The organism is Micromonospora phaseoli, from assembly GCF_900109115.1.
Classification (GTDB): Bacteria; Actinomycetota; Actinomycetes; order Mycobacteriales; family Micromonosporaceae; genus Micromonospora; species Micromonospora phaseoli.
In genome coordinates this window covers 377,646-399,565 of sequence record NZ_FNYV01000006.1, presented here as the reverse complement: position 1 = coordinate 399,565, position 21,920 = coordinate 377,646, and the positions used below count along the sequence as shown (strand labels likewise).

The following is a 21,920-nucleotide window of genomic DNA, read 5'->3' as shown; positions in this document are numbered from 1 at the left end:
TTCCGCCCGCCTCGAACAGCTCGGTCATGTCGGAAAGATCGAAGTTGCTCACCCCCCACTGCCCGATGTCGCCGGCGTCGACGAGTTCGGCGAACGCCTCGATCGTCTCCGCGAGTGGATGCGTGCCACGCCAGTGCAGCAGGTAGAGGTCGATGTGGTCGACGCCGAGTCGTTGCAGGCTGCGGCGGCAGGCTTGCACGGTTCCCCGTCGGCTGGCGTTGGACGGCAGCACCTTGTCGACCAGAAAGACGTCGGCGCGTCGCCCGACGATCGCCTCGCCGACGAGTTCCTCGGCAGCGCCGCCACCGTACATCTCCGCAGTGTCGATCATTGTCATGCCCAGGTCGAGCCCGGTGCGTAGGGCGGCTATCTCGTCCTGCCGCCTCCCGGGACGCTCGCCGAGGTACCACGTTCCCTGGCCGAGCAAGGGCATCGTCTGGCCGGACGGTAGTTCGATCGCGGTGGCAGCGAGGGTCATGTCGACCTTTCCAAGACTCGGGTGCCAGTGGGTCGCCCGCGTTTACCCGCTGCGACAGCCCTCACACGCTCGGGCGACACCGCCAGTCGGAGCGAGTGCAGGGGCATGCACACCACCCTGGCGTGATCCGTGCGTCGCAATCTCTCGCACTGGAGTCGTGTCCTTTCATCATCACGTCGATACCTTGCTGAAATGAGTCGGCCTCGCTACAGTGACTCCACTCACACCTGGCCTTCGGTTGATTACCGAGGGTCACGGCGGTATGGCGAGCACGGATCAGTAGCAGGGCATCGCGGCGGTGACGACGGTCACCGCGGATCGACGAACTTCATGCAGACACCCGTTCCCGAAGGGATGGACAGATGTCCGTAGCGCAGTACCGGAAGGCTGCGGCGTTGGCGCTCGTGGCCGGTCTGGGGCTAAGCCTCACAGCGTGTTCCACGAAGAGCGACGACGCGAGCGACGACGCGAGCGGCAAGGTCACCATCACCGTCGACTGCCAGCCGGTCGGCGCCCAGAAAGAGCTGCTGCAGAACTGGAACGACGACGTCGCCGAGTTCCAGCGGCAGAACCCCGACATCGTCATCAAGAGCGTCAGCGTCGGTGAGCAGTGCAACAACCCGCCGGACTTCACCGCCCGCCTCGCCGGCGGCACGGTGACCGACGTGTTCTACGGGTACATGACCGATCTGCAGCAGGTGCTCGACTCCGGTCAGGCGATGGACATCACGGAGTTCGCCACCAAGGACACGATCCCCACCTGGGACAGCGTCGACCCCGCGCTCAAGGAGGTCTTCACCGACGGCGGCAAGCTCTACGCCGTACCGGTGAAGAACTACTCGATGGGTCTGGTCTACCACAAGGGGCTGTTCCAGCAGGCCGGGCTCGACGTGAACAACCCGCCCAGGACCTGGGCGGAGGTCCGGGACGCCGCCAAGAAGATCTCGGCGCTCGGTGACGGCATCGCCGGCTACGCGGAGTACAGCGCCGGCAACACCGGCGGCTGGCATTTCACCTCCCTGCTCTACTCCCAGGGTGGTCAGGTGCTGACCGCCGACGGCACGAAGGCCGACTTCAACAACGCCATGGGCAAGCAGGTCCTGCAGAACCTCAAGGACATGCGGTACGGCGACAACAGCATGGGCGACCGCCAGCTGCTCCAGTGGGGCGACCTGCTGACCAACGCCGGCGCGGGCAAGGTCGGCATGTTCATCGGTGCGCCGGACACCACCCAGGCGATCGTCAGCCAGTTCCAGGGCAAGTTCGAGGACTGGGCGATGAGCCCGCTGCCCGGCCAGGACGGCGCGGCCAAGGGGACGCTCGGCGGTGGCGAGGGCTACTTCTTCAAGAAGGACCTCACTCCCGAGCAGGTCAGGGCCGGTCTGAAGTGGATCGCCTACCAGAAGCTGACGCCGGGCAAGGGCCAGTTCGACTACGTCCGGGCCAAGCCGCAGAACTACCCGGTGGGTCTGCCGCAGCCGCTGCTGTTCACCAACGGCAGCGACGCCCAGAAGCAGGAGCTGGAGCTGCGCAAGGCGAACGCGAACGTCGACACCGCCAACTTCGCGCTCTTCGAGGCGACCCCGGTGCCGATCAAGGGTGAGCCGCGCAACGCGCAGGCGATCTACGCGGTGCTCGACGCGGCGATGTCCGGGGTGCTGACCAACCCGAACGCGAACATCGACGCGCTGCTCAAGACGGCCGAGGAGAAGGTCAACCAGCTCCTCGCCGCGCAGAGCTGAGCCCAACGGGGTGGGGTCCGGCGCGCCGGCCCCCACCCCAACCGCGCCGCACGTCCGGACACTGACTCACCAGGAGTTGCCTTGGCGATCACCACCGTCCCGGGTGCCGTCCGAGCACCAGGTCGCCCCGCGCCGTCGTCCCCGGCGGGCCCCCCGCGTACCAGCCTCGGCCGCAAGGTACGCGACAACCTCACCGGGCACACGTTCCTGATCGGTGCGGTGCTCTGTTTCGCGGTCTTCTCCTGGTACCCGATGGTCCGCGGCGTCGTGATGAGCTTCCAGCGCACCCGGCGCGGCGAGACCACCTGGGTCGGCTGGGACAACTACCTGCGGATCCTCGACGACCCCAGCTTCTGGACCGCCTGGAAGAACACGTTCTACTTCACCGCCCTCGCGCTCGTCCTCGGGTACGCGGTGCCGTTCTTCGTGGCGATCCTGCTGAACGAGTTCCGGCACGCCCAGGGGTACCTCCGGATCCTGGTCTACCTGCCGGTGATGCTGCCGCCCGCCTCGGCACTCTTCCTCTTCAAGTTCTACGCGTACGACCCCAGCGACGCGGGGCTGTTCAACGCGATCCTCAAATCCCTGGGCCTGCCGACATCGCAGTGGATGCAATCCCCCGAGATGACGATGCCGGCGATGGTGATCGCGTCGACCTGGATGAACATGGGCGGCGCGGTGCTGATCTATCTGGCGTCGTTGCAGAACATTCCCGGCGAGCTGTACGAGGCGGCCGAGCTCGACGGCGCCGGGGTCTGGCGGCGGATCCGGCACGTGACGATCCCGCAGACCCGCCTGATCCTCGCGCTCATGGCGATGCTGCAGATCGTCGCCACCATGCAGCTCTTCATCGAGCCGCTGATCCTGGCCAACGGTGCGGGCGCGGAGGACTCGGCGACCTCGGTCGCGTACCTCATCTACCAGCACGGGTTCTTCCAGAACGACCTCAACGGCGCTGCGGCACTCGGCGTGATCATGCTCGTGGTGCTGGCCGGCTTCTCCGCCGTCTACCTGCGGCTGACCGCGAAACAGGACTAGGACGGACCACCCATGGCACAGGACACCGGGACCCGTACCCTCATCTCCCAGGCGCAGCTCCGGCGCGGCCGTGGGCGGGCGACCTACTGGATGCTGCTCGCCGTCGTGATCATCGGGTTCACGCTCGTCTTCCTCGGACCGCTCTACTGGATGGTCACCGGCGCGCTCAAGTCCGGCCAGGAGATCGCGCAGACCCCACCGACGCTGATCCCGCAGGACCCGCAGTGGCAGAACTACGCCGACGCGTGGAACAACCTGGACCTGGCCAAGCTGCTGTTCAACACCTTCTACTACGCGGCCGGCGCGGTGCTGTTCCAACTCGTCTTCGACACCGCCGCGGCGTACTCGCTGTCGAAGCTCCGGCCGGTCTTCGGCAACGTGATCCTCGGCATGATGTTGGCGACGCTGATGATCCCGGCGATGGTCCTGATCGTCCCGCAGTACGTGACCGTGATCGACCTGCCGATCCTGCACATCAACCTGCTCGACTCGCCGTTCGCGATCTGGCTGCCCCTGGTCGCCAACGCCTTCAACATCTTCCTGCTGAAGAGGTTCTTCGACTCGATTCCGGAGGATCTGATGGCGGCGGCCCTGATGGACGGGGCGACGCCGCTGCGCACGCTCTGGTCGATCGTCCTGCCGATGTCGCGTCCGATCCTCGGCGTTGTCTCGATCTTCGCGGTGACCGCGGTCTGGAAGGACTTCCTCTGGCCGAAGCTGGTCATGCCGTCGCCCGAGACCCGGACGGTCAGCGTCGGCATCTACGCCTTCGCCGGCGGTACGCCGATGAACGTGGTCATCGCCGCCTCGGTGATCGCCGCGATACCGACCGTCATCATCTTCCTGGTCTTCCAACGGAACATCATGTCCGGCCTCACCACGGGCGGTCTCAAGGGATGATCCCCAACCCAGAAAGCAGGTGCTCGTGTCCACAGCAGACAGCGGTCCGTGGTGGCGTGGAGCGGTTATCTACCAGGTGTACCCGCGTAGCTTCGCCGACGGCAACGGTGACGGCATCGGCGACATCGCCGGCATCCGGTCCCGGTTGAGCTACCTGTCGGCGCTCGGCATCGACGCGATCTGGTTCAGCCCCTGGTACCCCTCCCCGATGGCCGACGCCGGGTACGACGTGGCCGACTATCGGGACATCGACCCGGTCTTCGGCACCCTGGCCGAGACGGAGGCGCTGATCGTCGAGGCGCACGCGCAGGGCATCAGGACCATCGTCGACGTGGTGCCGAACCACTGCTCCGACGCGCACCCCTGGTTCCAGGCGGCCCTCGCCGGTGGGCCGGACGCGCCCGAACGGGACCTCTTCTGGTTCCGCCCCGGCCGGGGCCCCGACGGCGACCAGCGGCCCACCGACTGGGTCGGCGAGTTCGGCGGCCCGACCTGGACCCGGACCACCAACCCGGACGGCACGCCCGGCGACTGGTACCTGCACCTCTTCGCCCCCGAACAACCGGACTTCAACTGGGACCACCCCCGGGTGCGGGCCGAGTTCGAGGACATCCTGCGGTTCTGGTTCGACCGTGGGGTGGACGGCATCCGGATCGACTCGGCCGGCCTGCTGGTCAAGGACGCGACGCTGCCCGAGATCCGGCCGGAGCAGCCGCACCCGTTCCACGACCTCGACGGGGTGCACGAGATCTACCGGGACTGGCGACGGATCGCCGACGCGTACCCCGGTGACCGGGCCCTGATCGGCGAGGTGTGGCTGCCCGACCGGCAGCGGTTCGCCAAATACCTGCGCCCGGACGAGTTGCACGCGGCCTTCAACTTCGACTTCCTCGGATGCGCCTGGGACGCCGCGGCGCTGCGCGAGAGCATCGACGGCACGCTGAGCGCCCACGCGCCCGTCGGCGCGCCCGCGACCTGGGTGCTCTCCAACCACGACGTCACCCGGCACGTCACCCGCTACGGCCGGGCCGACACCACGTTCAGCTTCGCCGCCAAGCGGGAGGGGATCCCCACGGATCTGGAGCTGGGCACCCGCCGAGCCCGGGCCGCCGCACTGCTGTCCCTGTCGCTGCCCGGCGCAGCGTACGTCTACCAGGGTGAGGAGCTGGGCCTGTGGGAGGTGGAGGACATCCCACACGCGCTGCGGCAGGACCCGATGTTCTTCCGTTCCGGCGGGGTCGACCCGGGCCGGGACGGTTGCCGGGTGCCACTGCCGTGGTCCGGTGACGGGCCGCCGTTCGGCTTCAGCCCGGACGGCGCGAGCGCGGTGCCGTGGCTGCCCCAGCCGGCCGACTGGAAGGACCGCACAGCCCGGACCCAGAGCGGCGACCCGCACTCGATGTTGGAGCTGTACCGGGCGGCGATCGCGGTGCGGCGTACCGAGGCGGCGCTCGGTGACGGGACGCTGACCTGGCTACCCGCGCCGGACGGTGTGCTGGCGTTCCGGCGGGATCCCGGCTTCACCTGCCTGGTCAACCTCTCCGGCGCGACGGTGCCGCTGCCGCCGCACCAGGAGCAGTTGCTGGCCAGCGGCCCGCTCGACGACGACCGGCTGCCCCCGGACACCGCTGTCTGGCTGCGTACCCCGGGGGAGCCCGGATAGCCCCGCGCGACGCCGGTGGTCCCGTCCCGCCACCGGCGTCGCCCGGCCGGCGGCGCCGTCGGGCCGCCGGCCGTCGACCACCCCGCCAGCCCGCACCGCACGAGGAGGTATCCGCACAACCGGCAAGCCGCATCCACGGGGGACCTGGCCACCTTGAGGAATAGGGAGAGCCTGCTCATGGCCGACCACACCGCCCCGCACCACCACCCGCCCAGACATCGGACCCGTACCGCGCTCGCCGCGCTCGCCGGCACCGCGCTGGCCGCCGCCTCGATCTCGGTCGTCACCCTCACCACCACCGCGACCCCGGCGCGCGCCGCCGGACTCTCACCGTTCGACATCGTCGGCCGGGGCGCCACCGTCGCGTTCATCGAGCACGAAGCCGAAAGCGCCGCGCACAACGGCAGCCGGATCGGCCCGGACCGGCGGTACGGCACGCTGCCGTCGGAGGCCAGCGGCCGGGAGGCGATCACCCTCGACGCGGTCGGGGAGTACGTCGAGTTCACCCTCACCGCGCCGGCGAACGCGATCACCTTCCGATACAGCATCCCGGACAACGCCGCCGGCACCGGCCGGGACGCCACCATCGACCTGCGGGCGAACGGCACCCTGGTCAAGGCGGTTCCGGTGACCTCTAAGTACGGCTGGTACTACGGCGGCTACCCGTTCAACAACAACCCGGGCGACACCAACCCGCACCACTTCTACGACGAGACCCGGACGCTGTTCGGCACCACCTATCCGGCCGGCGCGAAGATCCGGCTCCAGGTCTCCTCGACCGCCCAGTCGCCGACCTTCACCATCGACCTGGCCGACTTCGAGCTGGTCGCCGCACCGATCGCCAAGCCGGCGAACGTGCTCGACGTGGTGACCGACTTCGGTGCCGACCCGACCGGCGGCACCGACTCCACCGCCCGGTTCCAGGCCGCCGTGGACGCCGGCCGGGCCCAGGGCCGGGCGGTGTGGATCCCGCCGGGCTCCTTCACCCTCTGGGACCACGTGGTCGTCGACGGGGTGACCCTGCGCGGCGCGGGCCCCTGGTATTCGGTGCTCGGCGGCCGGCACCCCACCGACCGCAAGCGCGCCGCCGGCATCTACGGCAAGTACGTCAACGGTGGCGGCTACCGGGGTGAGATCCGTCCGCACGAGGCGGGCGGCCCCAGCCGCAACGTGCTGCTGCGCGACTTCGCCATCATCGGCGACATCCGGGAACGGATCGACGACGACCAGGTCAACGCCATCGGCGGGGCGATGTCGGACTCGGTGGTGGACAACGTCTGGATGCAGCACACCAAGGTCGGTGCCTGGATGGACGGCCCGATGAACAACTTCACCATCCGCAACAGCCGGATCCTGGACCAGACCGCGGACGGGGTGAACTTCCACTGGGGGGTCACCAACTCCACGGTGACCAACACCTTCGTCCGCAACACCGGCGACGACGCCCTCGCCATGTGGGCGGACACCGTGCCGAACGTCGGCAACTCCTTCACCCACAACACCATCGGGGTGACCGTCCTCGCCAACCACCTGGTCACCTACGGCGGGCGGGACATCCGGATCACCGACAACGTGACCGCCGACTCGGTCACCAACGGCGGCGGCATCCACGTGGCCAACCGGTACACCGGGGTGAACGGGCCGACCACCGTCGCCGGCACCATCACCGTCGCCCGCAACACGCTGATCCGCAACGGCAACTCCGACTACAACTGGCGGTTCGGCGTCGGAGCGATCTGGTTCTCCGCGCTCAACGAGCCGATCCAGGGCGCGTCCATCGTGGTCAGCGACACCGACATCCTGGACAGCTCCTACGCGGCGCTGCACTGGATCGAGGGCACCACCAGCGGAATCAGCTTCAACAACGTACGCATCGACGGCGCGGGCACGTACGCCCTCCAGGTGCAGGCGCCCAGCCAGGTGTCCTTCACCAACGTGCGGGCCACCGGCATCGCGCAGGCCAACCCGATGCACAACTGTGTGGGCAGCGGCTTCCAGATCACCCAGGGGGCCGGAAACTCCGGCTGGTACACCGCCAACCCGTACTGCGGCCCCTGGCCGGAGCCGCAGTGGGGTGGCGGCCCGACCAGCCCTCCGCCCAGTTCGCCGCCGCCGACCACTCCACCGCCCACCACTCCACCGCCCACCACCCCGCCGCCGGCAGGTGGAAACCTGGCGCAGGGCAGGCCGGTCGTCGCGTCCAGCCACAACCAGAGCTATGTCGCGGGGAATGCCGTCGACGGCAACCCGGGCACCTACTGGGAGAGTGTCAACAGCGCCTTCCCGCAGACCCTCACCGTCGACCTGGGCAGCGCCCGCTCCGTCGACCGGGCGGTGCTGAAACTGCCTGCCGGCTGGGAGACGCGGACCCAGATGCTGTCGGTGCTCGGCTCCACCGACGGCAACTCCTGGACCACCCTGGCCGGCTCGGCGGGGCGCACCTTCAACCCGGCCACCGGCAACAGCGTGTCGATCAACCTGCCGGCCGGTGAGCGCCGGTTCCTCCGGCTGAGCATCACCGGGAACACCGGCTGGCCCGCGGCCCAGATCTCCGAGTTCGAGGTGTACGGCGGCGGCAGCACCCCACCGCCGACCACCCCACCGCCCACCACCCCGCCGCCGACGGGGAACCTGGCGCTCGGCCGGCCGGCGGTCGCCTCCAGTCACACCGACGTGTACCTGGCCGGCAACGCGGTGGACGGCAACGCGAACACCTACTGGGAGAGCGCCAACAACGCCTTCCCACAGACCCTCACCGTCGACCTGGGCGTCGCCCGGCAGGTAGGTCGGGTGGTGCTGAGGCTGCCACCGTCGTCGGCCTGGCAGACCCGCACCCAGACGCTGTCGGTGCTCGGCTCCACCGACGGCAACTCCTGGACCACCCTGGCCGGCTCGGCGGGACGCACCTTCGACCCGGCCACCGGTAACACCGTCTCCATCGACCTGCCGGCCGGCGAGCGCCGGTTCCTGCGACTCAACGTCACCGGCAACACCGGCTGGTCAGCGGCTCAGCTGGCCGAATTCGAGATCCACCCCACCTGATCCGTGGGTGGGCCCGTACGCCGAAACGGGGCCCACCCATGTCGCAAGAAGCGCCACCCCCGCAACGCCTCTCCACGTCCCGGAAGAAGGTGTCGATTCCCCATGTCCAGATTCCGTACCCGGTTGACCGCCGTGCTCGCTGTGGTCGGCCTCGCCCTCACCGCAGCGCCCGCACCCCCGGCCGTCGCGGCCGGCGGCCCCAACCTCGCGGCCGGCCGCACCGCCACCGCCAGCAGCACCAACGGCTCGTACGCCGCCGGCAACGTCACCGACGGCAACGCCGGCACGTACTGGGAGAGCAGCGGTGCCCTCCCGCAGTGGGTCCAGGTCGACCTGGGCTCCGGCCAGTCGATCGATCAGGTCAAGCTGAAGTTGCCGGCCGGCTGGGAGGCCCGTACCCAGACGCTGTCGGTGCAGGGCAGCACGAACGGCACCAGCTTCAGCACCATCGTCGGCTCGGCGGGACGCGCCTTCAGCCCCCCCGGCAACGCCGTCACCCTCGACTTCCCGGCCACCACCACCCGCTACGTCCGCATCGCCATCACCGCGAACACCGGTTGGCCGGCCGCCCAGCTGTCCGAGCTGGAGGTGTACGGCGCGGCCAGCTCGTCGACCAACCTGGCGGCCGGCCGGAGCATGTCGGCCAGCGGCCAGTCCGACGTCTACGGGCCCGGCAACGCCAACGACGGCAACCAGGGCAGCTACTGGGAGAGCGCCAACAACGCCTTCCCGCAGTGGATCCAGGTGGACCTCGGTGCCACGGTCACCGTCGAGCGGCTGGTGCTGAAGCTGCCCGGCGGCTGGGGTGCGCGTACCCAGACGCTGACCGTGCAGGGCAGCACCAACGGATCGACCTTCAGCACCCTGGTCGCCTCCGCCGGGTACGCGTTCAACCCGACGGCCAACAACACGGTGACCGTCACCGTCGGCTCGGCCGCCACCCGGCACGTCCGGTTGCTGATCACCGCGAACACCGCCTGGCCGGCCGGCCAGCTCGCCGAACTGGAGGTGTACGGCGCAGCCAGCGGCGACACCCAGGCGCCGACCGCGCCGACAAGCCTGGCGTTCACCGAGCCGGGCAGTGGACAGATCCGGTTGACCTGGTCGGCGTCGACGGACAACGTCGCGGTGACCGGCTACGAGGTGTACGCGAATGGTTCGTTGCGGGCCAGCGTGTCGGGGACGACGTCGACGTACACCGACACGCAGCCGGCCAGTGCCACGGTGTCCTACTTCGTGCGGGCGAGGGACGCGGCCGGCAACGCCTCGGGCAACAGCAACACGGTGACCCGGGTGGGCAGCACCCCGGGCGGCACGAACCTGGCCGCCGGCAAGCCGGCCACCGCCTCCTCGATGGTGCACGTCTTCGCGGCGGCCAACGCCGTGGACGACGATGTCAGCACCTACTGGGAGGGTGCACCGGGGGCGTACCCGAGCACGCTGACCGTCGCGCTCGGCGCGAACGCGAGCATCAGCGCGATCGTGGTGAAGCTCAACCCGGATCCGGCCTGGGGTCCGCGTACCCAGACCATCTCGGTGCTCGGCCGGGAGCAGTCCGGCTCCGGCTTCAGCACCCTGGTCGGCTCGGCGAACTACTCGTTCAGCCCGGCCGGCAGCAACACGGTGACCATTCCGGTGTCGGCGACGTCCGCCGACGTCCGACTCCAGTTCACCGCCAACACCGGGTCGACCAACGGGCAGGTCGCGGAACTTCAGGTGATCGGCACCCCGGCGCCGAACCCGGACCTCACCGTGACCAACGTGACCTTCGCGCCCACCGCGCCGGTGGAGACCGACCAGATCACCCTCTCCGCCACCGTGCGCAACGCGGGCACGCAGGGCTCCGGCGCGACCACGGTCGACTTCGCCCTCGACGGGACGAAGGTGGGCCAGGCGGCCGTCGGGGCTCTGGCCGCCGGCGCGTCGAGCACCGTCTCGGCCACGATCAGCGCCCGGGACGCCGGAAGCTACCAGCTCAGCGCCGTGGTCGACCCGGCGAACACGATCATCGAGCAGGACGAGTCGAACAACGGTCGGACCAGCGCCAGCGCGTTGGTGGTCAGCCCGGTGGCCAGCTCGGACCTGGTCGCCTCGGCGGTCACCTGGTCGCCCGGCACGCCGAGCGCAGGCGCCACCGTCAACTTCTCGGTGACGCTGCGTAACCAGGGCGCGATCGCCTCGGCGGGCGGCGAGCACGGCGTCACGCTGACCGTGCTCAACGACTCCGGCACGGCGGTACGCACGCTCACCGGCTCGTACACCGGAACCATCGGTGCCGGTGCCACCGTGGGCCCGGTCAACCTCGGCACCTGGACGGCGGCGAACGGTCGGTACACGGTCCGGGTGGTGCTCGCCGCCGACGCCAACGAACTGCCGGTGAAGCGGGCCAACAACACCAGCGAGCGACCGCTGTTCGTGGGCCGCGGCGCCAACCTGTCGTACGACATGTACGAGGCCGAGGAGGGCTCGGTCGGCGGTGGCGCGCAGGTGGTCGGGCCGAACCGGACCATCGGCGACCTGGCCGGTGAGGCGTCCGGCCGGCGGGCGGTGACCCTCAACACCACCGGCGCGTACGTCGAGTGGACCACCAAGGCGCCCGCCAACGCCCTGGTCACCCGCTTCTCCATCCCGGACGCCCCGAACGGTGGCGGAATCAACTCGACGTTGAACGTCTACGTCAACGGGGTGCTGCACAAGCCGATCAGCCTCACCTCGAAGCACATCTGGCTGTACGGCGCGGAGGCCAGCCCGAGCGACTCGCCGAGCGCCGGGCCACCCCGGCATCTCTACGACGAGGCGAACGTACTGCTCAACTCGACCATCCCGGCCGGCAGCCGGATCCGGTTGCAGAAGGACCCGGCGAACACCACCACGTACGCCATCGACTTCATCAACCTGGAGCAGGTGACGCCCCGGGAGAACCCGGATCCGGCCCGGTACCGGGTGCCCAACGGGTTCAGCCATGCCGACGTGCAGAGCGCCCTGGACGCGGTCCGGATGGACACCACCGGCAACCTGGTCGGCGTCTACCTGCCTGCGGGCAGTTACGAGACGGCGCAAAAGTTCCAGGTGTACGGCAAGGCGGTCAAGGTGGTCGGCGCGGGCATGTGGTTCACCCGGTTCTCCACGCCGGCGTCGCAGCAGAACACCGACGCCGGCTTCCGGGTGGAGCCCAGCGCCAGCGGGTCGTCCTTCGAACACCTGGCCTTCTTCGGCAACTACACCGTCCGCCAGGACGGGCCGGGCAAGGTCTGGGGCGAGTTGAAGGACGTCGACAACCTGACCCTGGACAACGTCTGGGTCGAGCACACGGTGTGCGCGTACTGGGGTGTCAGCGTCAGCGGTTTGAAGATCACAAACAGCCGGTTCCGGAACACCTTCGCCGACGCGGTGAACCTGACCAACGGCAGCACGAACAACCTGGTCAGCAACTCGGAGGGCCGCTCCAACGGTGACGACGCGTTCGCGCTCTTCTCCGCCACCGACCAGGGCGCGTCCACCGGCAACCACGGCAACGTGTTCGAGAACCTGACCGCCACGCTGACCTGGCGGGCGGCCGGGGTCGCGGTGTACGGCGGCTACGACAACGTGTTCCGCAACCTCTACATCGCGGACATGCTGACGTACTCCGGCATCACGATCAGCTCGCTGGACTTCGGATACCCGTTCATCGGGTTCGGGGCCAGCCCACCGACCCGTTTCGAGAACATCTCGCTGATCCGGGCCGGTGGTCATTTCTGGGGCGCGCAGACCTTCCCGGCGATCTGGGTGTTCTCCGCGTCGAAGGAGTTCCGCGGGATCCGCGTCACCGACGTGGACATCGTGGACCCGACCTACTCGGGCATCATGTTCCAGACCAAGTACACCGGCGCTCAGCCGGAGAACCCGATCACCGACACGGTCTTCACCAACGTGTCGATCTCCGGCGCACAGCGCAGTGGTGACGCCTTCGACGCCAAGTCGGGCTTCGGCATCTGGGCCAACGAGCTACCCGAGCCAGGCCAGGGCCCGGCCGTCGGCTCCGTCACCTTCAACAACCTCCGCCTGAGCAACAACTGGCAGGACATCCGCAACACCACCTCAACCTTCACCATCACCCGCAACTAACCCCACCCCCACCCCCCTCCCACCCCCCACCCCCTCCCGTTGCGCCGATCATGCAGTTGTGGCGCCTCGCAAAAACCGCGAAAGGGTTGTTTCCGGTGCCACAACTGCATGATCGCGGGAGAGGGGTGGGGCGGGTCAGGGGGTGGGGAGGCCGTGGCGGCCGGCGCCGGCGGTGAAGCGGGCGGCGCCGGCCGCAGCGTCGGTGGCGAGGGAGTGCAGGCCGTAGGCGAGCTCGGTGGCCAGGGCGTCGGGCTCGGGTTGGGTGGCGGCGGCCAGGACCGCGGCACGGTCGTTGCGCAGGCAGGTCTGCGGGTGGCGGGCGATCTCGGCGGCCAACTGCTCGGCCGCCGCCCGTGCCTCACCCGGGCCGACCAGCCGGTTGACCAACCCCATGGCGTACGCCTCCTCGGCCGGCACGGCCCGCCCGGTCAGGATCAGGTCCATCGCCCGGCTCTCGCCGATCAGCCGGGGCAGCCGGACCGTCCCGCCGTCGATCAGCGGCACCCCCCAGCGCCGGCAGAACACCCCGAGCACCGCGTCGGACTCCGCGACCCGCAGGTCGCACCAGATCGCCAGCTCCAACCCGCCGGCCACCGCGTACCCGGAGATCGCGGCGATCACCGGCTTGCCGAGGACCATCCGGGTCGGGCCCATCGGGCCGTCCCCGTCGGCCTCCACCCGGTTGCCGCTGGGCGTGCCGATCGACTTCAGGTCGGCACCGGCGCAGAACGTGCCGCCGGCCCCCCAGAGCACCGCCACGGCCGCATCCGGGTCGGCGTCGAAGGCCCGGAACGCGTCGGCCAGGGCGCGCGCGGTCGGCCCGTCGACCGCGTTACGCACCGCCGGCCGGTCCAGGATCACCGTAGTCACCGGCCCGTCACGGGCCACCCGTACCGCCATCGCATCAGGATGCCCTGCCGAGGCCCGGCTGGCTATTCGTCCCCGACGACCGGTTTGCGTCCGCGTACGGCGGGAAGTCGGTAAGCGTGCGAGCGTTCCTGACGAAGATCGAGCAAGCCTCCGGCCTGGACCGGTTCGGCGACCGGTTGCAGCGTGCCGTGCAGGGCACCCTCCGTGGGCAGCGGGTCCGGGACCTGCTGCACGGGGTCTGGTTGGGCCACCCGCTGCACCCGGCGATGGTGCAGGTGCCGGTCGGTGCCTGGATGAGCGCGGCCGTGCTCGACCTGATGCCCGGTCAGCGCAGGGCCGCCACCACGCTTACCGCCCTCGGCACACTGAGCGCGGTGCCGGCGGCGGTCGCCGGGCTCAACGACTGGGCGGCGCTCGCCCGTGACCAGCGCCGGGTCGGCCTGGTGCATGCCGCGTCCAACACGGTCGGGTTGGCGCTGTACGGCGGCTCACTGGCCGCGCGGCTGTCCGGCCGGCACGGTCTCGGCCGTGCCTTGGGCTGGCTCGGGCTCGGCGCCGTCGGTGCCGGCGCGTACCTCGGTGGGCACCTGGCGTACAAGCAGGGCGCCCAGGTCAACATGAGCGTCTCCGACCTGCACCTGATCAGCGACGGTTGGCATTCGCTCGCCGAGCTGGCCGCGCTGCCGCAGCGGGAGTTGGTCACCCGCGAGGTGGACGAGGTCTCGCTGATCCTCTACCGGCACGGTGACGAGGTCACCGTCATGCTGGAGCGCTGCCCGCACCAGAGCGGCCCGCTCGGCGAGGGCGAGGTACGCGAGATCGACGGTCACGCGTGCGTGGTGTGCCCGTGGCACGGCAGCGCGTTCCGTCTCAACGGCGGCGAGGTGGTGCACGGACCGTCCTCGAACGACCAGCAGATCCTGCCCACCCGGATCGTCGACGGCGTGCTGGAGACCCGGCTGCCCTGATTCGACTCGGCGGCCGACCACGGTCCGGTGACGTGATCCGTCTGTGCTGTCAGCTCGACAGCGGCGCTGCCGCCCAGTGTCGACCGTGGCGCTGCCGCCCAGTGTCGACCGTGGCGGTGCCGCCCAGTGTCGACCCTGGCGGCGTCGCGCGCTTCGTGGCGAGTGGGTCCGCTGTTGCCGGCGCCCGTGCTCCGCGGCAGGACAATGCCCCCCGCGGCAAGACAGTGCTCCGCGGCACGGCCGTGGCACCGTCAGCCCTTGCGGTGCCGGCCCGCCGGCAGCTCGCGAGGCAGGTTGAGCTGCGGTTGCTGGCCCGTTGCGGTACGTGTCACCACCGGCCGGCGGCGCAGGCCGAGGACCGCGCCGATCTGTGCACCGACGATGCTGGCCACGGCCAGTACGGCGGAGACGGCGAGCGGACGGTTCACCCGATCGGGTTCGCCGGCCCGGGCCGCACCCACTGTCACCACCGGGGGGTGGCCGTCCGGCGTCTCACCGCGTGGCGGCGCCGACTGCGGCCCCTCGGGCGTGGCCGGCTCCGGTGCGGGTGTGGCGGAGCCGGGCCGCTCGACCGTGCCGTCGGGGCGGTCCACCGTGCCGTCGGGCCGCTCGACCGTGCCGCCCGGCGTGGGGCGGATGTCCCCGGCCCGCTCCGGTGTCGCCGGCGCGGGTGCGGGCCGCGCCTTCGGTGCGACCAGGCGGCCGGTGGCGTGCGGCCGGGAACCCTGGTCCTTCGCCTGGGACGGCAACTTGATCAGTTGGCCGGGGCGGATCTGGTCCGGGTCGCGCAGCTTGTTGAGCGCGGCCAGCTTCCGGTAGTCGTCGAAGTCGTCGAGGTACCGGTCGGCGACCCCACCGAGGTAGTCGCCCTTGGCAACCTGGTACACCGGCGCGGCGGCGGGCGTCGTGGCCCGGTCCGCCCGCGCCGCCACCAACGGCTCGGCCGTCAGCGGGCCCGTCGCCAACGGGTCCGCCGCCAGCACGGGTGCCGTTGCCGGTGCGAGCGCGACGCTCGGGGTGGCCGGGGTCGCATACGTCGGGCCGGCGTAGGCCGTGGTGGCAGCCGCGGCGGCCGGACTGGCGGCCAGGATCAGTGCGACCGACCCGACCAGCGCGGCGGCGGCCCGTTGCTGCCGGCCCATGCCGGGCAGGCGGGGAGCCGGCCGGCGCGCCGACTGCGCACCTAGTTCCACCAGGACGGAGAGGGCGAAGGTGGCCCAGCCGAACCAGCCGACGATCGCCAGTGCCCGCAGGAAGAGCTGTCCGTCGTCGCGGCTGGTCAGCGTGGTGCCGATCTCGGTCAGCGTGGGTACGTGGTCGGGGAGCGGGTTGCCGGCGAAGGCCAGCAGCGCGATCGGCCCGCCGACCAGCAGACCGATCAGTACGACCAGCGCACCGAACCCGGTCAGCACCCGACCGGCCCGCCGTACGACGGCGGTACCACCCGATGCGGCCATGGCTACCTTCCTTCCCTAGGGGGCCCCGGTCAGCGCCCGCGCGGTCGCTTCACCGGAAACGGTGACGGTGTTGGAGAAGCCGAAGAGGCCGAGCATGGCCCGGTCGTAGGTGACCGAGACGCGTACCCGGATGTGGGTTTCGCCGTCGACCACCGGGAAGCTGACCGTGTGGCTGCTGGCCCCGGCGGCGGTCAGATAGTCCCGGACGGCCCGGCGGGCCTGGGGCTTGTTGATCCGCTTGGGCCCGCCCTCGATCGCGGTCGCCCGGTCGATTGCCTGTCCGCCCGCACGGGCCGCCTCGGCGGCCAGGTTCTCGGCGCGTTGCAGCGTCCGGAGCTGCCCCGCGCCGTCGAACGCCATGCCGATGATGGCCAGTACGCCGACCATGGCGACGGCGAGGAAGATGCTCACCCGTCCGGTGTCGCCGCCTCCGGCCGTCATCCCCGACTCCGGTAGCGGTCCAGCGGCGAGGTGAACGACGCGGTGATCCGGCTTCCGTCCGGCATCTTCAGCGCGGGCAGTTTGATGTCGGCGTAGGAGACGGTGCAGGCGATCTCGACGGTGACCGTGGCGTCCTGCCCGACGGCGCTGCTGAAGGCCCGGTTGAAGGTGGTGGACCGGCCGCCGACCGAGCCGCGGAAGGTCACCTGCGGTGCGCCGGAGCAGGACACGCCCCGCCAGTCGAGCTGGTTGCGGGCCGCCTGCCGGGCCTCCCGGCGGGCGGTGGGGGCGTCCCGGGAGATCGAGGCGGCCCGGGCCGCGTCGTGTGCGGCGGCCTCCAGCGCCTCGGTGGCGATCGCGGTACGCCCGGCCACGCCGGCCAGCACCATCAGCGCCACGAGGGCCGGTGCCAGCACCGCGACCTCGATCGAGACCGAGCCCCGGCTCATGGTGCGGTCCATCGTTCCACCGTTCCGTGCGCTGTCTGTCGGACGGAGAAGCTGACTCCCGGCACGACCGAGAGGGACCGGCCGGTCACCGTGCAGGTCACGTCGGTAGCTGTGGCGACGCAGCTCGGGCCCGGGTCGTCCCAGCCGACCAGCCAGTCCCCGGCGGCCCGCAGGAACCTGGTGGCGCGATCCTCGCCGGCACCCGCCGGGGCCTGGTGGAGCCGCTGGGCGTTGACCCCGCTCTGCGCCGCGTTGAGCGCGGTGGACCGGGCGACGAACACGACGGCGACCTGGATCGAGGCGAAGAGCATCACCAGGATCGCCGGTAGCGCCACCGCCAGCTCGACCGGATTGCCGCCCCGCTCCCCGTCGCCGGGCAGCCGGAGGCGCCGGATGGCGGTGAACACCCGGCACCAGCCAGCGGAGTGGGGACGGCGCATCGGTCAGTCGTCCACCGGGTCCTGGGGCGCGGGGATCTTGTCCATCCAGTCGTTTGCCGCGCCGAGGGCGGCGGCGGTCACCGCCATCGCCACGGCCACCAGGCCGAAGATGATCACAGCGGTCGGTACCGGGCTGTCGCCGCGATCGCCGCGCAGCTCCGCCAGCCGCACACGCAGCGCGACGTGTACATAGGTGAGGACGGACATTCGGGGGCTCCTTTTACTCGGGGTCGGCCTAGAGGCGGGCCAGGAACGGGTAGATGGCGAAGCCGAGCAGGACGAAGACCAGCAGCGCACCGGGGATGTCGAGGCGGCTGGTCACCCCCTCGGCCCGGGCCAGGTTGTCGGTGCGGATCTGGTCGCGCAGCGAGTCGGCCCGGCTGCGCAGGGTCTCGTGCACCTGCGCGCCCTCGCTCCCGGAGGAGCGCATGATCGCGCCCACGTCGCCCAGCTCCGGGATGCCGATCCGGTCGGCGAGATCGCGCAGCTCGTCCCAGGGGGAGTGCATCTGCATCTGGGCCATCCGCAGTGCCTCCGAGATCCGGTCGAAGACCCAGCCCTCGCAGATCGCCGCCGCCCGCTCCAGCGACTGCACCGGGCCGTGTGCCGCGGACAACTGCAACGCGACCAGGTCCAGGTAGGTGCAGACGGCCTGGCGGAACTCGTCCCGCGCGGCGTCGGCCCTGGTCAACACGGCCCGGTGCGCCACCAGCGCGCAGAGCAGCGCCAGCCCGAGACTGCCCAGGACCGGCACGGCCAGCGGCAACGAGATGCCGACCGCGAGGAGCGTGACGCTGAGCAGGGCCGGTGCGGACAACCCGATCAGGGCCGACAGCAGCAGCGAGAGCGCGTACTGCTCGGGCGTGCGGTCGAGTAACGCCAGCTGCCGGTGCGGTGGACGCAGCCAGCGGGCCAGCTCGGTGAGCCACTCCAGGCGCCGGTTCGCGGTAGCCGTCCGGGCGGCTCCCGGCGGCTGGTGCAGCCGGCGCAGCGCCGGGCCGAGCGCGGGGGTCGCCGGCACCAGCTCGCGGACCACCAGGAAGAGACCCAGGCCGACGGTGGCCCCGGCGACGACGGCGAGGGTGAGGTGCAGGTTCACGCCACCACCTCGCTGTGATCGGGAGCCGGCAGGAACCGGGCCGGCCGGGGCGGCTGACTCATCGAACGCACCCAGGCCAGCAGGGCCACGAAGGCGGCGCCGAGCACCGCCATCACCAGCTGACCGAACGGCGTGTCGTACGGCTGGACGTACTCGCGGTTCAGCAGCCCGTACGCGATGGTGGCCAGCGTCATCCCGGTGAGGAAGCGGACCGCGAACCGGGGCTGGGTGCGCTTGGCCTCGATCTCCCGTCGAGTGGCGACCTCGGCCGCGGCGGCCGAGGCGATGGAGCCCAGCACGTCGCCGAGCCGCTCACCCCGGTCGCTGAGGTGGAGGATGAGCGCCGCGACCACCTGGTCGCAGACCGGGTCGCCGATCTCGTCGGCGAAGGCCAGCAGGGCGGCGCGGGCCAGCCAGCCGGCCTGGAGCCGGGCGGCGAGCAGGCGTACCTCCTCCTGGATCTCCTCCGGTGCCGTGGCGACCGTACCGATGATCGCCTGCTGGAGCCCCTGCCCGGTGGCGGAGACGTCCTTGAGCCGGCGGGTCCACTCACCGACCGCCTCGATCCGGGCGATCGCCCGCTGCTCGGCCCGGCCCACCGAGAACAGCCACGGGGTGCCGGGCACCGCCACCGCGACCAGCAGCCCGACCACGGGCAGGCCGGTCAGCAGGAAGGCCAGCGCGCCGGCGACCACTGCGCCGAGCAGCAGCGCCTGGTGCGCCCGCTGCTCGCGCTCGGTGCTGCCGGAGCCGCGCCAGAGCCGTTCGAGCCCGGGGCCGGCGCCGGGTGCCGGACCGGGTGGCCGACGGGTGCCGACCAGCGCGACGATCGCCAGCACCAGGCCGGCCACGCAGGCCGCCCCGGAGATCACGGCGATCACTTCGATGTTCGTACCCATGGCCTCACCGCCGACCGAGTCGGGTCTGCCGGGGTCGGCGCCAGGCACCCTGGCCGGCCTCGATCCAGCGGCTCAGCAGCCGGGCGTCGTAGCCCACCCGCAACAACTGGTCCCGGACCCGTTCGGGCAGGTGCCGGGGCACCGCCCGGCCGTCCGGCCCCGGGCCGAACACCTGCGTGGTGGTGATCCGGCTGCTCTCGCCGACGCCCAGCACCTCCTCGACGTGCGAGACGAAGCGGTGCTTGCGCCCGCCGATGCCGGTCTCGTCGTCGACGGTGACATAGACGATGAGGTCGAGTGCGTTGCCGGCCATCCGGCGGGCCTGGTCGACGGTCATCTCCCGGCCGTGCGCCAGCGCCAGCTCGATGATCCGCTCACTCACCCCGGCCGGCGTACGGGCGTGGATCGTGCACATCGAGCCCCGACTGGTGGTCATCGCCTGGAGCATCGGCACGATCTCCCGGGAGCGAACCTCACCGACGATGATCCGCAGCACACCCATCCGCAGCGAGACCGGGATCAGGTCGGCGATGCTCACCTCGCCGGCCGGGCGGCCGTCCGGTCCGCGTTCGCCGTGCCCCTCCCGGGACTCGAAGCTCATCACCGCGCGGTGCCGGTCGCCCCGGCGGGCCGGCAGCAGCTCGCGGCTCTCCTCCAGCAGCACGTACGGCTCGTCGGGCGGGATCTCGCTCATCAGCGCCCGGATCACGGTGGTCTTGCCGGCACCGGCCAGCCCGGCGACCATGATGTTCAGCCCGGCCCGCATGGACGCCCGGAGGAAGTCGCGCAGCAGCGGGTCGACCATCTCGTCGAGGTCGCCGCGGGCGCCGGCCAGGTCGTCCAGGGTCACCTCCAGGGTGTTGTGCTTGCGGATCACCGCGTACGGGCGGTGGCTGACCAGGAACACCGCGGCCAGCCGGCTGCCGTCGGGCAGTTGCAGGTCGAGGGTGGGCTTCGAGGTGGACAGCGAGCGTTCGGTCGCGCCGGCCCGGCGGGCCGCCGCCTGGAGGATCTCCACCAGCTCGTCGTCGCTGTCGGCGATGGGCTCGGCCCAGTCGACGCCACCGCCGTGCCGGGTGATGCGCACCTGGTCGCAGCCGAGGATGTGCACCTCCTCGATGGTGTCGTCGACGAGCAGCGTCTGCAGCCGGCCGAGGCCGGCCAGTTCGGCGGTGACCTGGTCGAGCAGCAGGCGTTCCGCGCCGGCGGCCATCGGGGTGCCGGCCCGGCGCACCGCGTCGGCGTACTCGGCGACCAGCTCGACCGCGAGCCGGGCCCGCTCGACGTCCTCCTCGTCGACGCTGAACTCCCGGCCACGCTGCCATCGGGTCAGCCGCTCGCTCAGCTGCCGGCGAAGCTCGCGGACCACCTGGAAATCCACCCGTGGCCGGGGCGGTGGTGCCGGTGGCGTCGCCACCACGGGCACCGGGTCCGGCGCGGGATGGTGCCGGCCGTTGGCGGGAGGCAGCGGTGGGGCCGTCGAGGTGGCTCCGGGTGGCTGTCGGCGCGGGTCGGACGAGACCGCTTCAAATCGCATCCGGCACCCCCTGCGACACCGGCCACGCCAGCCGGGCCCGGCGGCGCTCCAGCAGCGTCCCGATCGGCACCTCCAGCCCGCGCGCCGCGCGCAGCAACGGCCGTCCGGCCCGTACGGTTCCGCCCAGGCTGAGCACCCCGGCGGTACGCGGGTCGTGCGGCAGCCGGGCGATCACCGGCATCCGGAGTGCCTTGCTGATCTCGCTCTTGCCATGGCCGTCGCCGACCAGCAGCAGTCGTAGCGTGCCCGGCGGTACCCGATGCTCGGCGAAGTCGCGTTCGATGCTGCGGAGCATCGCCCGGGTGCCGGACAGGTCGGGCAGTTGTGCCCGGGTCACCACCAGCACCACCGAGGCGGCGCGCAGCAGCGGCCAGGGTGGGCCGAGCACCTGCAGACGGCCACAGTCGACGATCACGTCGTACGGCGGGTCGCCGCGTTCCAGGCTGGTGAAGAAGTCGGCGAACCGCTGCCAGAGCGGGGTGATGCTGCCCGCCTGGGCCGGGTCGACCACCCCGGGCAGCAGCAGCCGCTCGCGTCTCGGTGCGTCCAGGTCGACCAGCTGCGACCAGAACGCGCTCTCCAGGTTGCCGTCGCGCAGCTCACCGACGGCCAGTTCGCCGATGCCCCGCGGGCCGTCGAGCGCGCCGCCGAGGTAGCCGGCGAGGACCGAGCCGCCCGCCGGGTCGCACTCGGCGAGGATCAGTCGCCGGTGCCAGCTCAGCGCGCAGGCCAGCGCGGTGGTGGTGACGCCGGGCGAGCCCTTGGCCGAGACCAGCGCGACGATCGCCAT

Annotated in this window: 18 protein-coding genes; 7 read left to right on the top strand and 11 right to left on the bottom strand. The window is 71.1% G+C overall.

All coding sequences use genetic code 11. The features are described from left to right. Positions 1 to 478 (bottom strand): aldo/keto reductase (locus BMY89_RS18200; RefSeq protein ID WP_139217968.1); only part of this gene is annotated, 478 nt, incomplete at its 3' end. A gap of 362 nt (positions 479 to 840) precedes the next feature. Here BMY89_RS18200 and BMY89_RS18195 point away from each other — a divergent pair. The 6 genes from BMY89_RS18195 to BMY89_RS18170 all read left to right on the top strand — a co-directional run bounded on the left by BMY89_RS18195 (position 841) and on the right by BMY89_RS18170 (position 12,970). After that, positions 841 to 2,220: an ABC transporter substrate-binding protein gene (locus BMY89_RS18195; RefSeq protein WP_092381181.1), complete on the top strand. Its 1,380-nt coding sequence runs from the start codon at positions 841 to 843 to the stop codon at positions 2,218 to 2,220. Positions 2,221 to 2,301: 81 nt separating this feature from the next. After that, complete coding sequence (locus BMY89_RS18190) at positions 2,302 to 3,258, top strand: carbohydrate ABC transporter permease (RefSeq protein ID WP_092381180.1); 957 nt, start codon at positions 2,302 to 2,304, stop codon at positions 3,256 to 3,258. A gap of 12 nt (positions 3,259 to 3,270) precedes the next feature. Then, positions 3,271 to 4,158 carry a carbohydrate ABC transporter permease gene (locus BMY89_RS18185; protein ID WP_092381179.1) on the top strand — a complete coding sequence of 296 codons (888 nt, stop codon included), beginning with the start codon at positions 3,271 to 3,273 and terminating at the stop codon, positions 4,156 to 4,158. Positions 4,159 to 4,183: 25 nt separating this feature from the next. Beyond that, positions 4,184 to 5,821: a glycoside hydrolase family 13 protein gene (locus BMY89_RS18180; RefSeq protein ID WP_092381227.1), complete on the top strand. Its 1,638-nt coding sequence runs from the start codon at positions 4,184 to 4,186 to the stop codon at positions 5,819 to 5,821. Positions 5,822 to 5,998: 177 nt separating this feature from the next. Continuing rightward, positions 5,999 to 8,863, top strand: a complete 2,865-nt coding sequence (locus tag BMY89_RS18175) for a discoidin domain-containing protein (protein WP_092381178.1) — start codon at positions 5,999 to 6,001, stop codon at positions 8,861 to 8,863. Positions 8,864 to 8,965: 102 nt separating this feature from the next. Further along, positions 8,966 to 12,970 carry a galactose-binding domain-containing protein gene (locus BMY89_RS18170; protein WP_092381177.1) on the top strand — a complete coding sequence of 1,335 codons (4,005 nt, stop codon included), beginning with the start codon at positions 8,966 to 8,968 and terminating at the stop codon, positions 12,968 to 12,970. Between the two features lie 135 nt (positions 12,971 to 13,105). Here BMY89_RS18170 and BMY89_RS18165 read toward each other — a convergent pair whose 3' ends face one another. Beyond that, a complete protein-coding gene (locus BMY89_RS18165) occupies positions 13,106 to 13,870 on the bottom strand; it encodes a crotonase/enoyl-CoA hydratase family protein (protein WP_092381176.1) in 765 nt (254 codons plus the stop codon). A gap of 86 nt (positions 13,871 to 13,956) precedes the next feature. Here BMY89_RS18165 and BMY89_RS18160 point away from each other — a divergent pair, with 86 nt between their 5' ends. Further along, positions 13,957 to 14,808 carry a Rieske (2Fe-2S) protein gene (locus BMY89_RS18160; protein ID WP_092381175.1) on the top strand — a complete coding sequence of 284 codons (852 nt, stop codon included), beginning with the start codon at positions 13,957 to 13,959 and terminating at the stop codon, positions 14,806 to 14,808. A gap of 251 nt (positions 14,809 to 15,059) precedes the next feature. Here the strand turns inward: BMY89_RS18160 and BMY89_RS18155 are convergent, their stop codons facing one another. Genes BMY89_RS18155 through BMY89_RS18115 form a run of 9 tightly spaced genes read right to left on the bottom strand, consistent with a single transcriptional unit; the run spans position 15,060 to position 21,920 of the window. Beyond that, complete coding sequence (locus BMY89_RS18155; protein WP_092381174.1) at positions 15,060 to 16,265, bottom strand: LysM peptidoglycan-binding domain-containing protein; 1,206 nt, start codon at positions 16,263 to 16,265, stop codon at positions 15,060 to 15,062. Positions 16,266 to 16,280: 15 nt separating this feature from the next. Then, positions 16,281 to 16,706: a pilus assembly protein TadG-related protein gene (locus BMY89_RS18150; protein WP_092381173.1), complete on the bottom strand. Its 426-nt coding sequence runs from the start codon at positions 16,704 to 16,706 to the stop codon at positions 16,281 to 16,283. Then, positions 16,703 to 17,167 carry a TadE/TadG family type IV pilus assembly protein gene (locus BMY89_RS18145; protein ID WP_092381172.1) on the bottom strand — a complete coding sequence of 155 codons (465 nt, stop codon included), beginning with the start codon at positions 17,165 to 17,167 and terminating at the stop codon, positions 16,703 to 16,705. Before BMY89_RS18145 ends, BMY89_RS18150 begins: the two co-directional genes overlap by 4 nt. After that, on the bottom strand, positions 17,152 to 17,595 hold the full coding sequence (locus BMY89_RS18140) for a TadE/TadG family type IV pilus assembly protein (RefSeq protein WP_092381171.1): 444 nt from the start codon (positions 17,593 to 17,595) through the stop codon (positions 17,152 to 17,154). Before BMY89_RS18140 ends, BMY89_RS18145 begins: the two co-directional genes overlap by 16 nt. A gap of 3 nt (positions 17,596 to 17,598) precedes the next feature. Beyond that, on the bottom strand, positions 17,599 to 17,802 hold the full coding sequence (locus tag BMY89_RS18135; RefSeq protein WP_092381170.1) for a hypothetical protein: 204 nt from the start codon (positions 17,800 to 17,802) through the stop codon (positions 17,599 to 17,601). Between the two features lie 28 nt (positions 17,803 to 17,830). Beyond that, entirely contained in the window at positions 17,831 to 18,694 is an 864-nt protein-coding gene (locus BMY89_RS18130; protein ID WP_092381169.1) for a type II secretion system F family protein, read from the bottom strand. Next, positions 18,691 to 19,593: a type II secretion system F family protein gene (locus tag BMY89_RS18125; protein ID WP_092381226.1), complete on the bottom strand. Its 903-nt coding sequence runs from the start codon at positions 19,591 to 19,593 to the stop codon at positions 18,691 to 18,693. Before BMY89_RS18125 ends, BMY89_RS18130 begins: the two co-directional genes overlap by 4 nt. A gap of 4 nt (positions 19,594 to 19,597) precedes the next feature. Next, entirely contained in the window at positions 19,598 to 21,130 is a 1,533-nt protein-coding gene (locus tag BMY89_RS18120) for a TadA family conjugal transfer-associated ATPase (RefSeq protein WP_092381168.1), read from the bottom strand. Continuing rightward, positions 21,120 to 21,920, bottom strand: coding sequence for a CpaE/TadZ family protein (locus BMY89_RS18115; protein ID WP_092381167.1), 801 nt, complete (start codon positions 21,918 to 21,920; stop codon positions 21,120 to 21,122). Before BMY89_RS18115 ends, BMY89_RS18120 begins: the two co-directional genes overlap by 11 nt.

Bases quoted from the DNA above. Each gene is read 5' to 3' on its own strand.
- BMY89_RS18140 (WP_092381171.1), bottom strand. From the start codon at position 17,595: ATGCGCCGTCCCCACTCCGCTGGCTGGTGCCGGGTGTTCACCGCCATC.
- BMY89_RS18170 (WP_092381177.1), top strand. From the start codon at position 8,966: ATGTCCAGATTCCGTACCCGGTTGACCGCCGTGCTCGCTGTGGTCGGC.
- BMY89_RS18115 (WP_092381167.1), bottom strand. From the start codon at position 21,920: ATGGCGATCGTCGCGCTGGTCTCGGCCAAGGGCTCGCCCGGCGTCACC.
- BMY89_RS18185 (WP_092381179.1), top strand. From the start codon at position 3,271: ATGGCACAGGACACCGGGACCCGTACCCTCATCTCCCAGGCGCAGCTC.
- BMY89_RS18135 (WP_092381170.1), bottom strand. From the start codon at position 17,802: ATGTCCGTCCTCACCTATGTACACGTCGCGCTGCGTGTGCGGCTGGCG.
- BMY89_RS18155 (WP_092381174.1), bottom strand. From the start codon at position 16,265: ATGGCCGCATCGGGTGGTACCGCCGTCGTACGGCGGGCCGGTCGGGTG.
- BMY89_RS18150 (WP_092381173.1), bottom strand. From the start codon at position 16,706: ATGACGGCCGGAGGCGGCGACACCGGACGGGTGAGCATCTTCCTCGCC.
- BMY89_RS18195 (WP_092381181.1), top strand. From the start codon at position 841: ATGTCCGTAGCGCAGTACCGGAAGGCTGCGGCGTTGGCGCTCGTGGCC.
- BMY89_RS18125 (WP_092381226.1), bottom strand. From the start codon at position 19,593: ATGGGTACGAACATCGAAGTGATCGCCGTGATCTCCGGGGCGGCCTGC.
- BMY89_RS18175 (WP_092381178.1), top strand. From the start codon at position 5,999: ATGGCCGACCACACCGCCCCGCACCACCACCCGCCCAGACATCGGACC.
- BMY89_RS18120 (WP_092381168.1), bottom strand. From the start codon at position 21,130: ATGCGATTTGAAGCGGTCTCGTCCGACCCGCGCCGACAGCCACCCGGA.
- BMY89_RS18165 (WP_092381176.1), bottom strand. From the start codon at position 13,870: ATGGCGGTACGGGTGGCCCGTGACGGGCCGGTGACTACGGTGATCCTG.
- BMY89_RS18145 (WP_092381172.1), bottom strand. From the start codon at position 17,167: ATGGACCGCACCATGAGCCGGGGCTCGGTCTCGATCGAGGTCGCGGTG.